The organism is Psychromonas sp. KJ10-5, assembly GCF_055808325.1.
Genome location: NZ_CM147864.1, coordinates 1,724,283 through 1,737,249 on the forward strand (window position 1 = coordinate 1,724,283; position 12,967 = coordinate 1,737,249).

Annotated in this window: 13 protein-coding genes; 6 read left to right on the forward strand and 7 right to left on the reverse strand. The window is 38.0% G+C overall.

Annotation, left to right across the window (positions count from 1 at the left end; all coding sequences use genetic code 11):
* The first annotated feature begins 39 nt into the window (after positions 1–39).
* Positions 40–441, forward strand: a complete 402-nt coding sequence (locus AC0L3W_RS07665; protein WP_290039683.1) for a YeeE/YedE family protein — start codon at positions 40–42, stop codon at positions 439–441.
* Between the two features lie 15 nt (positions 442–456).
* Positions 457–909 carry a YeeE/YedE family protein gene (locus tag AC0L3W_RS07670; RefSeq protein ID WP_290039684.1) on the forward strand — a complete coding sequence of 151 codons (453 nt, stop codon included), beginning with the start codon at positions 457–459 and terminating at the stop codon, positions 907–909.
* A 140-nt stretch (positions 910–1,049) separates the two neighbouring features.
* Here the strand turns inward: AC0L3W_RS07670 and AC0L3W_RS07675 are convergent, their stop codons facing one another.
* From AC0L3W_RS07675 to AC0L3W_RS07690, 4 genes are read right to left on the reverse strand one after another with little or no spacing between them, the layout of a single operon-like run.
* On the reverse strand, positions 1,050–1,952 hold the full coding sequence (locus AC0L3W_RS07675; protein WP_290039685.1) for an HD-GYP domain-containing protein: 903 nt from the start codon (positions 1,950–1,952) through the stop codon (positions 1,050–1,052).
* A 28-nt stretch (positions 1,953–1,980) separates the two neighbouring features.
* Positions 1,981–2,352, reverse strand: coding sequence for a response regulator transcription factor (locus tag AC0L3W_RS07680; protein WP_290039686.1), 372 nt, complete (start codon positions 2,350–2,352; stop codon positions 1,981–1,983).
* Positions 2,353–2,355: 3 nt separating this feature from the next.
* The gene (locus tag AC0L3W_RS07685) at positions 2,356–4,452 is read right to left on the reverse strand and encodes an ATP-binding protein (protein ID WP_409439246.1); all 2,097 of its coding nucleotides are present in this window, start codon (positions 4,450–4,452) and stop codon (positions 2,356–2,358) included.
* Positions 4,453–4,469: 17 nt separating this feature from the next.
* Complete coding sequence (locus AC0L3W_RS07690) at positions 4,470–5,279, reverse strand: phosphate/phosphite/phosphonate ABC transporter substrate-binding protein (RefSeq protein WP_409439245.1); 810 nt, start codon at positions 5,277–5,279, stop codon at positions 4,470–4,472.
* A gap of 391 nt (positions 5,280–5,670) precedes the next feature.
* Between AC0L3W_RS07690 and AC0L3W_RS07695 the strand changes: the two genes are divergently transcribed.
* The 3 genes from AC0L3W_RS07695 to AC0L3W_RS07705 all read left to right on the forward strand — a co-directional run bounded on the left by AC0L3W_RS07695 (position 5,671) and on the right by AC0L3W_RS07705 (position 9,033).
* Positions 5,671–6,870 (forward strand): MFS transporter, encoded by a 1,200-nt coding sequence (locus tag AC0L3W_RS07695; RefSeq protein ID WP_290039689.1) that lies wholly within the window; start codon positions 5,671–5,673, stop codon positions 6,868–6,870.
* A gap of 246 nt (positions 6,871–7,116) precedes the next feature.
* On the forward strand, positions 7,117–7,779 hold the full coding sequence (locus tag AC0L3W_RS07700) for a DUF3047 domain-containing protein (RefSeq protein ID WP_409439244.1): 663 nt from the start codon (positions 7,117–7,119) through the stop codon (positions 7,777–7,779).
* 333 nt (positions 7,780–8,112) lie between these two features.
* Positions 8,113–9,033: a bile acid:sodium symporter family protein gene (locus AC0L3W_RS07705; protein WP_409439243.1), complete on the forward strand. Its 921-nt coding sequence runs from the start codon at positions 8,113–8,115 to the stop codon at positions 9,031–9,033.
* A gap of 68 nt (positions 9,034–9,101) precedes the next feature.
* Here AC0L3W_RS07705 and AC0L3W_RS07710 read toward each other — a convergent pair whose 3' ends face one another.
* The 3 genes from AC0L3W_RS07710 to gloA form a co-directional block, all read right to left on the reverse strand.
* Entirely contained in the window at positions 9,102–9,950 is an 849-nt protein-coding gene (locus tag AC0L3W_RS07710; RefSeq protein WP_409439242.1) for a DMT family transporter, read from the reverse strand.
* A gap of 205 nt (positions 9,951–10,155) precedes the next feature.
* Positions 10,156–11,253 carry an alkene reductase gene (locus tag AC0L3W_RS07715; RefSeq protein ID WP_290039693.1) on the reverse strand — a complete coding sequence of 366 codons (1,098 nt, stop codon included), beginning with the start codon at positions 11,251–11,253 and terminating at the stop codon, positions 10,156–10,158.
* A 17-nt stretch (positions 11,254–11,270) separates the two neighbouring features.
* Entirely contained in the window at positions 11,271–11,654 is a 384-nt protein-coding gene (gene gloA / locus AC0L3W_RS07720; RefSeq protein ID WP_290039694.1) for a lactoylglutathione lyase, read from the reverse strand.
* A gap of 243 nt (positions 11,655–11,897) precedes the next feature.
* Here gloA and AC0L3W_RS07725 point away from each other — a divergent pair, with 243 nt between their 5' ends.
* On the forward strand, positions 11,898–12,965 hold the full coding sequence (locus tag AC0L3W_RS07725) for a YHYH protein (RefSeq protein ID WP_409439241.1): 1,068 nt from the start codon (positions 11,898–11,900) through the stop codon (positions 12,963–12,965).
* Positions 12,966–12,967: the final 2 nt, after the last annotated feature.

Here is a 12,967-nt window from a genome sequence, read left to right on the forward strand (position 1 = left end):
CCAATTAACGTAGAATATAAGCAAGAAGAAAGGCCTATTATGGAAAATTTTACACCCTGGTCATCCCTAGCAGGTGGAGCTTTACTAGGATGCTCAGCAGTTATTTTATTGCTATTTTCTGGTAAAGTGGCAGGTATAAGTGGCATTTTTAGTGGTCTCTTGCAACCTCATAAAAAAGACTTTTTATGGCGTCTGCTTTTTATTGGCGGTATGGTGATCAGTTTCTTTATTTTATCACCTACACTACCTTCTTCTTCGTTAATCACTCCCTCTATAGTCTTGTATACCATCGCTGGTTTATTAGTGGGTATAGGGACAAAACTTGGAAATGGTTGTACAAGTGGACACGGCATTATAGGTATTGCACGCCTATCAAAACGTTCTATCTTCGCTACCTGTATATTTATTAGTAGTGCCATTATTGTTGTATTATTCAGATAATAGAGAGAGTCACTAATGTTAAAATTACTGTCTGCATCAATTTCAGGCCTACTATTTGGTACCGGAATGATAGTTTCCAACATGATTGATCCAGCTAAAGTGATTGGTTTTTTAAATATAACAGGGCAATGGGATCCAAGTTTAGCGTTTGTTATCTTAGGTGCATTAGTCGTCTTTGCACCTTGCTATCACTTAATGATTAAAAAACGAACTCATGCACTGAATGGCGATAAAATGAATTGGTCAACAAATACCGCTGTCGATAGAAAACTAGTATTAGGTGCGACTTTATTTGGCATGGGATGGGGATTAGTGGGCTTATGTCCGGGTCCAGCATTAACCAGCATAGGAAGCGGGTCTTTATACTTATTATGTTTTATAATAAGCATGTCGATAGGTATGCTATTGGTAGAGAAAGTATTTAAAAAATTAACCATAAATGTTAAAAATCAAATCATGGGTCGATAACAACACAATTGACCGAATACAATATCCTTGGGCAATTAAAGTAATCACTCATAATCACATAAAATAAATAATGAGAAACCAATTAGATACTGTCGTTAGATGACTGAAAGTAGAGTCTATACCGCTTCAAACATTGCAATTTAATTCGTCTTGTTAGCTTCATTAATTCTTTCTCGCTCTTCAATTATTTTATCGCTGACAGAGAAAAATGCATCAACTACTTTCGGATCAAAATGTGTTCCTTTGCCTTCTTCAACCATTGCTAATGCTTTTTGATCAGAAAAAGCAGCTCGGTAACATCTATCCATTGTCAAAGCATCAAAAAAGTCAGCTAAAGCGACAATGCGCCCACTTAAAGGAATCTCTTCTCCTTTAAGTTGCGAAGGATAACCAGAACCATCGTATTTCTCATGGTGCGCAAGAGCAACTTCTTCTGCCATTTTTAAAACAGGGACATCGGATCCACTGAGTATATTTGCACCATATTCTGGATGCTTACGCATAACAACCCATTCTTCAGGCGTTAACACCCCTGATTTTTTAAGAATGCTATCAGGCACGCCGATCTTGCCGATATCATGCATTGGGCTGGCTTGTTCAAGCAAATTACAATACTCATTATTTTGACCATAAGCATCAGCAATCATGGCTGAAAACCGACTCATCCTTACAATATGAACGCCTGTATCATCGTCTTTAAACTCGGCGGCAGTAGCTAATCGCCTAATAGTATCTAAGTGTGAAGACTCTAGAGCACGATAAGACTTCTCTTTTTGCTCTAACAAAATCATAAAGTCTTGATTGAACCTTTCTAATTGTTTATAGGCGGCGTTTTTCTCATTTTCACTTTCTTCGGCTAAATTACGATCACTTAATAGCTTTTGAAAATCCTCCGCATATCGAAATAACTGTGATTGTAATGCCGCATTTTCAGCTTTTAACGTATTCAATGCATGATGATATGGCTCAAGTGAAGATAAAGTAAAATCAAGTTTATTGACTAATGAATTAACACTAGTATCAATGCTATATTTAACAGACATAGGTCCTCCTATAATCAAATTAACACCATTATTGCAATGCTAATTTAACCGTATCAATCAGTTGTAATGGGCTAAATGGTTTAATTAAATAATCATCAGCACCGACACGATTGCCCTCTTGTAGATCAGAACTTTGACCTTTTGCGGTTAACAAGATCACGTAAGGTACCTTTTCATATGAACCACTTTTTAGTTTTTCACAGACTTGATAACCATCAATCTCACCAGGCATCATGACATCTAAAATAACTAAATCAGGTTGAATAACTGCTGCTAGCTCCAATGCCCGTTCACCGTAACCCGCTTCATGAAGTTCATAGCCACCAAACTCTAATGTCATACGTACCAACTTTCGCAACTCACCTTGATCATCGACAATAAGCACCCTTTTTTTATTCATTAGTTACTCCTTATTAAATTTATGGACTGTCAGTGGTAACCAGAAGGTTGCTGTCATACCCTGCCCACTTTCACTGCTATATTCGGTTTTTCCACCATGGATAGAGACAATTTCATTAACTAAAGAAACCCCTAAACCACTACCTGGCGTTGCACCAGAATCATCGGCACGATAAAAACGTTCACCCAAACGCGATAACTGTTGCGGCGTCATACCAATGCCTCTATCAATAATGCTTATGCCAAAGAACGTCTTACCTTGCTCTTCCTTTAAATGAGTTACTAAGGTGATATCTTTAGATGAATACTTAAACGCATTACTCAATAGGTTTCTTAAAACTTGGCGTATTTTATCAATATCAAAAGCGAGCGCAGTTGGCCATGCTACAGCAGGATTAATAATGGCTTTTCGCCCTTTAAAGGCGCCTTCAACTTCCACGCAAGATTCTTTAATAACAGCTTCAATATCTTGTATAGAAATATTAAAACCCTTGCCAGCCCTCGCCTCAATCCGAGATAAATCCAACAACTCATCTAATAAGTATTTCAAGTGAAGTGATTGGCGATGAATAATGCTATACATTTCATGTGCAGTACTTTTATCGTAATCTCGAGCTAGTAACAACTCCGAGAAACCACAAATACTTACTAAAGGTGTCCGTAACTCGTGAGCTGCAGTAGTCAAAAATTCACTTTTCATCTTATCGACAATGGTTAAATGGGTGATATCAACAAAGAAAAGAATATCCGAAGAATCTGGGTCAGCTATATCGATTTTCTGGCGAGAAATAGTTAACACTTTCTCAACAGGGGATTTTAAATATAAAATATTTTCAGTTAATAATTCATCCAATAATGACAAATCTTTATGGTGAGAATAATCGATAGAATTATCTATTAAATCAGTAAAACAAGCCCAATTATTTCCACCTAGAAAGCAACGTTCAGGTGCAATAGAAAACATAGAATAAAACGCAGGGTTAACATAAGAGATACTTAGGTCATTAGCTAATATCAAAAAACCATTCGGGCTCAAATTAAATACAGCTTGAAGCTCATATTGAAGACGATTAATTTCAGTTTTATCACGAATGACACCAACAATATATTGCTGATTATTGAACTCCATCTGATTACAATGTATTTCAAGTGCAACATGCTTACCCTTTAAGGTAAGACCTTCTACATTTTGTATATGCTTTTCTTGTGAATTAATAATGCCATTCAAATTAAACTCGGGAATAAAATCAAAAATACTCTGCGTCACTATTAAGCTTTCTTCAAGTCCAAACAATCGATAAGCAGAGCGATTCATTGAATGGATATCACCTTCGATACTTACCATAAAAATACCATCGGTGACCGTATTCATTACCGTATCCATACGAGAATTATCGGATTTTAATTTTTGGGTGACTTGGCCTATTTTTTTAGACATCAGATTGAATGCATTGGAGGCATCTGTTACTTCATCACTGCCTTCAATCGGTATTTGTAACCCAGTCTCCCCCTGTGACACTTTTAATGTAGCTTCCTGCAACACTGTTAATCGCTTGGTTAACGCAACACCTAATAACAATGAAAACAGGGCAACGAATAACATTTCAACAAATGCAATCGTAGAAAGGTGATTCGTTGCTTGATCGATGATCGATTGCTGCTCTTCGATAGATAACCCAATCTCAACCCGACCAAACTGATATCCATCGATCATGATATTGGCATAAGCGTCGTAAGTCCCATCGCTTTCACTATCAACAATCGAGTTGTCTTCTTTAAAAGGCTGGTTTAAAAAATGTTGGTTTCCAACTTCAGCTAAAACTCCATCGAGCCCTACAACTCGAATATACAATATTTTGGAAGTGTTAATAGTGGAATTTAAAATAGAGTCTAGTGTCGCAATATCTTGAGATACCACTGCATCTACAGATGCAGTCGCTAACAGAGTAGAGATATTACTCGCTTGATCTTTAATATCTAATTCAATTGTTTCGTATAGAATAGACCGGCTATTCAGTACTAATATAAACAGAAAGAATGTTTCGATAATAGCAATACCGAAAATCGTTTTCATTTTAAAAGAGAATTTAAAGTTCAGCATATAAGTCGTTTCTCTACTTACTTGAGCAAGTCAATTTCTAAAGCACGAACATCATTCCAATCACTGTCTTCACTTTTCATTAACCCAGTCTTGAACCCTAATCCGGTCAATATTTCCATGCCTTCTGGTTGACTATTTAACGATAACAATGCGCTTTGGATACGTTCAGTTTCTTCATCACTTAACTCCTCAGAAACAGCAAATGCGTGTGGTGTATAACCTTTAGAGCGCCATATAACTTTTAATTGGTCTGACTGCGCCTTAGGGAAAGTAGATAAAGTACGGTCAATCCCACCACCGGCAAGAAATAAACCTTTTACAACGCCACTGTAAACAGAATCATGAGATGAAACATATTGAGGCATAAATGAAACGCCTTCTAGGCGAAGATGTGCTTGCGGTAAAACGGTTGCAGCAAAGGCTGCGGGAGCAGGAAAAGCCACTTCAACACCTGATAACATCGATAAATCCGAAATATCACTGTCTTTACGTACCACCATAATGCCATGAATACGTTTGTCTTTTTGACGAGCAATCGCACGTAGACCGATAGATTTACTAAACACGGTATAATGATAAGGGTTTAAGTAAGTAATATCGTATTCACCCGCCGCAACTCGCCTTTCAAATTCGGGAATATTAGGGGCAGTAGCGAAACGAATTTGATACCCGGTTTTCTCAGATAAAGAGAGAGTTAATGGCAACCAAACTTTAGCTAAGCTAGAAGCTGATTGCTGAGGAACAACACCGAGCTTTAATACCTTTCCTTCTGCCAAGATATTGCTCGATAAAAACATCATGATTATTGCAATAAAAAATTTCTGCATATCAATCACCTCCAATGTGAATGAAAAATCTAGTTGCTACGCTTCTATTAATCACTTGATGACACTAGAATAAAACGTGGCAACAATTAATACAGCAAAATCACAAGCCAAGATCATTTATAAATATAATAATTACCCCTTAAGTGTAGATTAAAATCAAAGAAAGCCTACTGATTTAAGATGAAAAATGTGATGATTAATGAAAAACAGATTACTTTTCCAACAATTTGACCGTTAGCAAATTTAAATAGCTTGCCCTGATTAAACACCCAAAAATTAAGGTGACTAAGGTCACATTTCCAATTACTATTTACTTTTATAAAATAATGATATTTATCACTTGTATGTATAAGTCGATTTGCTCGAAGACCATACTTGTGACACAAGGAAAATGATGACCTCAGGCCACGTAGCACAACCTATTAACCGAGTTACTATTATGATAGTTCTCGCGCTCGGCACTTTTATACTAGGGCTAACCGAATTCTCTATGATGCCGATGTTGCCTTTAATCAGTGATACTTTTAATGTGACTCCCACACAATCAGGACACGCAATCAGTGCCTACGCGATGGGGGTTGTGGTAGGTGCACCAGTTTTAATGCTTACCACGGCTAATATGCGAAAACGTAAAGCATTGCTTATTTTCTTAAGCTTAATGTTTATAGCCAATGGATTAAGTGCTCTTTCAACCTCTTTAAATCAACTCATCTTATTCCGATTTTTAAGTGGCTTACCACACGGAGCCTATTTTGGAGCTGCAATACTGTTTGCTGCAGATATTGCCCCCAAAGGCCTGCGTGCTACTTTTATGTCTAAAATATTTATGGGATTAACCATAGCCACTATTGTTGGTGTGCCATTAGTGACGTTAATTGGACAGAATTTAAGTTGGCGATACTGTTTAGCAGGCGCATCGGTATTATCTTTGATCGCCCTGATCTTGGTGTACTTTGTAGTACCCAATATGGACAACAATAAACCTTCTAATCTACTTAATGAGTTGAGTGTATTAAAAGACAAGTTAGTGTGGTCGATTCTAGGCATAGTGATTGTTGGATTTGGTGGCGTATTCTGTATCTATACTTATATTGCTGACACTATCTTGGATGTCACGCATAGCCCTGCCTATACTATTTCTATTGCCATGGTAATGTTTGGTATTGGTTGTACTATCGGTAATTACTTTTTAGGAAAAGCTGCCGATGGCTCAGCGATAAAAGCAACAGGATTAAGCCTAGTATTTACCATAATTTTTGCTCTGATGTATGTGGGCGCAAGTCATAACATCTGGCAATTATATGCGGTGATCTTCTTAATTGGTTGCAGTATCGGATTAGCAACGTTAATTCAAACCCTACTAATGGATGTTTCTCCGGATGGTCATGCGATGATTGGTGCTCTGGTACAATGTGCCTTTAATGTTGCCAATGCAATTGGTCCTTGGGTTGGTGGAATGGCCATTGCACAAGGTGCCCAACCAAATCAAACAGGGTATGTAGCAGCAGCCCTATTCTTAGGTGGATTTATCATGTGGGGGCTAAGTTACTTTCAACTGAGTCGCAAAAACCAATCTATGCTTACCTCATAAATTAAGATGCCTCTTGTTGTTGAAGAGGCATTTTACCCCTCTATTTAGTGCCTTTCTGTTTAGCATTTCCCTACTTAGCACTCTCCTCTTTCACATTCAATCACCTTTCAATGAGCAATTAAATTAAAATTACAAAGACAATATCGCGTATTAATCAATAGATTATCATTGCGGTAAAAGCACATTGCACTATGACTTTATAGAGCGCTATGATGCAAACTCAGCTGTCAATCAAAGAGAAATAACATGCGCATAACATTATTACTATTTTGTTTTTTGATAAGTTTACAGGCTACTGCAGCAACGGAAATCAGTGCATTTGCTAATAATGGCCTAGCGAACTGGGAAGAGGAATCCTTTGAAGGCCAATCAACCTATAACATTGTAAAATATGGGCAACGCACAGTACTTAAAGCAGAAAGTAATAACAGTGCTTCCGGGCTAGTGTTAAAGAAACGTGTTGATCTACTCAAAACACCTTACATACAGTGGGATTGGCTCACTACCTCTAAGCTTTCTGGATTAAATGAGCAAACAAAACCGGGCGACGATTATGTCGCTAGAATCTATGTGGTGATCGATGGTGGTTTTGCAGTTTGGAGTAGCAAATGTCTAAGTTATGTTTGGTCCAGTAATCAAGCACAAGGAACAGTATGGAATAACGCCTTTATAGGCGATAGGGTAAGAATGATTGCTGTGCGCGGCGAACAAGACAATATCAACCAATGGTACCAAGAAAAACGCAACGTTTATCAAGATCTAATCGATCAATTTGGGGATAAAGGCAGTGAACAAAAGAATCAAAAAGCTTACCGTTATATTGATGTCATAGCGATCATGACGGATACCGATAATAGCGGCAGACAGGCTGAATCTTATTATGGAGATATTAGTTTTAGTGCTCAATAACTGACATTGAATCTCTTCTTAATATTTCGAATCAGCCTATTAGACAGCCACTTTACCCTTTTCTTAGGTGGCTCCACTTCTTTTTTGTCTTTTTAAAGCGCATATTAAGAAAGCCTTTATTGCATATTTAAAATCAACTGTTTATTCTCACTGTCCTTAAAAATATCTAATACCAACTATATTAAATAAGTGCTCTACATTTTACATAGAAAAAATGACTTAGTTTAAGGTGTAAGTGAAAGAATTAACCAAACTTACAACGAAAAAATAAGTTATTTTAACAAGTAAAATAGGTCAGTTAATTAGTATCAGTGACGTAAAATCGGAATCATTATGATCGTAACAATAACCAACTTATTTCCAATCTGGGCTATCACATTATCTGTGTTAGCCTTCTTTCAACCTAGCTTATTTATCGCCTTAAAGGCTTACATTGTGCCATTGTTAACACTTATTATGTTAGCAATGGGCTTAACCTTAACAGCTAAAGATTTTGCACAAGTCAGCAAAAACATCAAAGCCGTCACTGTGGGTGTAATATTACAATTTACAGTCATGCCAATCGTCGCCTTAGCAATCGCCATTCTACTCAATTTTGATGCTAACCTAACCGTTGGTTTAGTGCTTGTTGGTGCTGTTGCAGGTGGTACAAGTAGTAACGTGATGTGTTTTTTAGCCAAAGGTGACGTTGCTTTATCAATCTCGATGACAGCTATCAGCACCTTATTAGGTGTTATCTTCACACCACTATTAGTTGAATTACTAGCAGGAAAAGCAATTGATATCCCTGTCGCCGGTATGATCATCAGCTTAATTAAAATTGTGCTAATTCCGGTGGTATTAGGCGTTGTAATTAACACTTTCCTACATAAGCCGATTAGCTTTATTGCACCAACCTTGCCGCTTATCTCGATGGCTGCAATTGTGGTGATCATCGCGATAGTAGTAGCTCTAAATGTTAATAACTTGATTGCTGTAGGGCCAATGGTAGCGATAGCCGTTATATTACATAACTCATTTGGTTTACTGGCTGGTTACTTTATTACCAAAAAACTAGGCTTTGAAGAAAAGGTGTGTCGTACTATCGCCTTCGAAGTGGGTTTACAAAACTCAGGGTTAGCGGCGGCATTAGCCATGAAGTTTTTCGCACCAACAGCTGCTATTGCAGGTACAATTTTCTCTGTGTGGCATAATATTAGTGGCTCTCTATTAGCAGGTTATTGGTCACGTAGCGCTAAGCAAGGTAAAGCTTAACCTATGATTCACCTCGCCCTAGAACGATAATATTCGAGGGCGAGGTGGTCAGCGTTATCAATGAGGGACTATCTTCGAGATAATTTTACATAAACAAATAAAGATAAGAAAATCACCGCAGCACCTAATAGTTTTTGCAATTTAACCTCTTCACCTAGCATACTTATACTTAATAATAATGTCCAAATCGGCTCTAAAATCATAATCAGTGCCGCTGTTTCAATCTTTACTGAAAACTGTCCAACACTTTGGAAAAGGTAACGAATCGATGTAGCAATTAAAGTCGAGACGATAAACCAAAAAATCACGGTATTATTTAACTGATATTCAATTTCTTGAGTTAACAATACATAAATGAAACTGACACAACCTACCGTAAGCAACTGCAGATAGATAGAGACTAAAGGTTTAACTGTATTGGTAACAACACGTTTATTAAAGATAAAATGCACAGAGAAAAGTGCCGATGAGAGTAGAAAGCACCATTGACTGCTTTCTACTTGCCACCCATTTGCCAAGGTTAGTAACATCATACCAACAACCGCAATCGGTAACGCGATCCAAAACGCCCTGTTGGGTTTTTCTCTAAAAAATATCCAAGCAGTAAATGGCGCAATTATCATCGCTAAACTCATGATAAATGCCCCTTCTGAAAGGCTATTAGTAATAGAAACTGCGTAGATCCAGACCTGTATACCCACGGTGAGCATTAACCCAACACCACACACCGAAAGCACTTGTTGTAAACTTAAACGGAAGACACTTTTATAACAAAAAGGCAGTAGAATAAAACTAGCAATTAAGAAACGAGTAGCAATAAAAAGGTCGCCAGGTATGCCTGTTATTACAAGTTTTGAGGCGATCCAACCGATGCCAGCGAGTAAGGTAGCTAAGACTAAATGGATTTCTCCACGCATAATTTTCTCTTTTATGATAATGACCAATGAAATTAATTAACATATTTGCTTTAAACAATAAGCTTGATACGTTCGTTAATAAAAATGTGATAAATAAAAACACAAAAGCAACCTAACAAAATTGCAAGGTTGCTTTTACATGGTTCACTTTATAAGAGCGCATTATGCTTTAAAACGAAATACTTATCATTATATTATTTTGATACTAAGCACTATATTCAGGGTAATCTGTTAAGCCAACTTCAGCACCACCAAATAGGGTATCTGGATTATGCTCTGCTAATGGGTACCCCTGTTTAATACGATTTGGTAAATCTGGATTAGCCACAAATGGGCGACCAAAACCAATCATATCTGCTAAACCATCTTGTATAGCTTGCTCAGCTTTATTTTCGTCATAACGTCCTGCATAAATTAATATACCTTGATATGCCTCTCTAACACCTTCCTTAAAGGCTAGTGGTGTTTCTGGTGCATCATCCCAATCGACTTCCGCAATATGGATATAAACCACTTTATGTTGGTTTAATAATGCGGCGGCTGCAACATACGTTTCTACAGGTGTTTCATCAACCGTACCATTTAACGACGTAAAAGGTGCTAAACGAACGCCGACTCGATCGGCACCAATCGCTTCAACCATAGCGGCAACGACTTCACCTAGGAAACGTAATCTGTTTTCAATACTGCCGCCATATTCATCTGTACGGTTATTCGCATTTGAATCGATAAACTGGTTAATTAAATAACCATTAGCTGCGTGCAATTCAATTCCATCAAAACCAGCTTCAAGTGCATTTAATGCTGCTTGACGATATTGTTCAATCACCTCTTGAATATCTGCTTTGGTCATTTCACGTGGCTCAACAACATCAACAAACCCCGGCTCACCAATACCATTGTCCACAAACACTTTCACATTTTCTGCTGCTAACGCAGATGATGAAATGGGCTGCACACCTTGAGTATTATCTGTATGTGTCACACGGCCCACATGCCAAAGTTGTGCAAACATGACACCGCCCTTGCTGTGTACTGCATCGGTTACTTTTTTCCATCCTGCAATTTGTGCTTTACTGTATATACCTGGTGTCCAAGCGTAGCCTTGCCCCAGTGTCGAAATTTGTGTTCCTTCGCTGACAATTAAACCAGCACCTGCGCGTTGTGCGTAATATTCAGCCATAATATCATTTGCAATGTTACCCGGCTGGGTAGAACGAGAGCGGGTCATTGGTGGCATAACAATACGATTTTTTAAGGTAAATTTACCTAATTGTATACTTTGAAATAATGCTTCTTTCATCTTATAACTCCTCTACATTAACCTAATTGGATTAACTCTATCTGGTATCCATCTGGATCAGTAATAAAGGCAATATGGGTAGTTCCACCTTTTACTGGTCCTGGTTCGCGTGTCACTTTCCCACCCAAACTCTCTATTTTTTCGCAAGCCGCATAAATATCTTCAACACCTAAAGCGATATGACCAAACGCATTGCCTAATTCATATTCATTGGTATCCCAATTAAAGGTTAACTCAATACTCGCTCCTTTATTTTTGCTACCATATCCAACAAAAACCAAAGTGTAACGGTAGGCTTCATTGATGCTTTTCTCTAACACCTTCATACCTAATACCTTGGTATAAAAATCGATAGATTGTTGAAGGTCGCTCACTCTGAGCATGGTATGCAAAAATTTCATTGAAGTCCTATTAATGATTACATCATTCGAGTGATAGTACTGTGGCTCACAGCAAGAATAAAATTATCATTTATTATGATCATAATAATTAAAAATTATGAGGTAGGAACTTTCAAAAAATCACCTTGTCGATATCAAGGTAAAAAGCGGTTTATCAATGGCATACATTAACCTTTCATTAACTCATACATATCTAGAATAAGTAGTATCAAAACCAGTGCCCTCAATAAAAAGGATCTCATCATGAGCTTAACAAAAAAGCGAATATTAACAGGACTCGTTACCTTTAGTGCATTAGCCACTTTACTAGGATGTAACAGTGAAACAGAAGTAAATGCTGGTACATCAACGACTGTAGAAACAACAACTCCAATCGCTAAAGTCAATCAAGTATCTCAAGGAATCAACCTTTCAATGTTTAAAGAAGGAGCATTTACTGAAGATCCAACCATAGTCGATTGCACAACAGCAGAAGGTACAGAAACAACCTGTTACAAATTAGTGACCTCTGGCGCACCTGCAGGTAGAGAGCCAGGTCCATTTTGTCCAAGAACCACTAGTGATGGCCCAGAAGATGGCGGGAAATGGTTTAGTAAAGAAGGTTCGGGAGAATTAGTCGATATTACCGGTGAGTTTATTTTAAAATTAAATGAATACTATGAAGATGATAAATGGGCGGTGTACGATGCAAAAACTAACAAAGTACGCTACACAGCCACTAAAGCCGCTTGTTTAGGTGCTGCTCGGCCAGACGTTGAAGAACAATACAAACAAAATTGTATTGAATGCCAACTCGCTTACCTTGACGATGACTTTAATGTAACTTACTTAATTCCAACCTTGCCTATTCCTGCAACTAAAACCGCAGGCCGAGTACATACTGTGGGAATTGCACTAGATGGAGCTGAATTATCTGGCCCAGCCCCCATTGATGCTATTTTAGGTAGTTATACCATTGCCGCATTCGATGATTGTGGCGGACATATTAATGCTCACCAAGGCTACCATTACCACTCGACAAATGGTTGTACCGATAAATCAGAAACGACCGACGATGGGCATGCACCTTTAATTGGTTATGCAATGGACGGTTACCCTATATATGCGATGAAAAATGCTAAAGGGGAAGAAGAAATGCTTGATGAGTGTCGAGGAACAACGGACACAATCCGCGGTTATCATTACCATGCTGCCAGCCCAAGCGAAAATATGTTTATCGGTTGTATGCACGGTGAAACAGTTCGAACTGCTGGCGGACCACCAGACGGTGGTCCGCAGAATGGGCAACGTCCACCAAAACCGCAGGAGTAAGC